General features: G+C 60.9%; 1 pseudogene. It reads left to right on the top strand.

The annotated features are described in order from the left end of the window. Positions 1-113 precede the first annotated feature (113 nt). Positions 114-641: pseudogene (locus VQ045_RS21825) on the top strand (class I SAM-dependent methyltransferase); the annotation flags it as partial. Between the last annotated feature and the right edge of the window lie 182 nt (positions 642-823).

The raw sequence follows: 823 nt of genomic DNA, 5'->3' as shown, positions 1-823 counted from the left end.
TTGCCCATCAGCGCCAAAATGCCGAAAAGTTCATTGCCCCTGCATCGAGGGCCGCGTAACGTTCAACCCGGCATCGCCGCTCAACGAAGTTCAACAAACTTCGGGACATCCCCATATTCGATGCCGGTCTTTCCGAGCGCGTCGAAATCAAGCTCCAAGACTACCGCGAGGCGGAGGGGCTGTATGACCGCATCGCCTCGATCGAGATGATCGAGGCGGTCGGTGAAGCCCATTGGCCGCACTATTTCAGGCAACTCCGAGACCGTCTCGACGTCGACGGGCGGGTCGGGATTCAGGCCATTACCATCCAGGACCGGCTGTTCGCGGACTACCGGCGCAGCATGGACTTCATTCGTGGCTATGTGTTCCCCGGTGGCATGCTGCCGGCGCCGGGTGTGCTGGTCGAGCTGGGAAGCCAGCACGGGCTTGCGCTGACCGGCGAGAGAGTGTTCGGCCAGGACTATGTCCGCACGCTTCGCGACTGGCGCATCCGCTTCCGATCGGTTTGGCCATCGATCGAACAGATGGGCTTTGACGAGCGTTTCCGGCGTTTGTGGGAATACTATCTCGCCTATTCGGAGGCCGGCTTCCGGTCCGGCATCATTGACGTTCGCCAGATGGTGTTCGCCCGCCAGCGCTGACGGGTGACCGGTCAGGTATCGCCCGCCAGCGCCAGCGAAACAAGAATCTCGACCGCGTATGGTCGATGTCTGTCAAATCGCTTCGAACCGTGCCCCCCATTTCGCTTGGAATGTTGACCCCTTTGGCGACGCTGGCGCCGACATGCAAAGGGATCCGATCGGGCCCCTTTGCATGTCGTTGA

Origin of the sequence: Aurantimonas sp. E1-2-R+4 (assembly GCF_036549515.1) — a bacterium.
In the GTDB taxonomy this organism is placed as follows: domain Bacteria; phylum Pseudomonadota; class Alphaproteobacteria; order Rhizobiales; family Rhizobiaceae; genus Aurantimonas; species Aurantimonas coralicida_A.
Note: the sequence above shows the minus strand (reverse complement) of the source record. Positions and strands in the feature narration are given on the sequence as shown.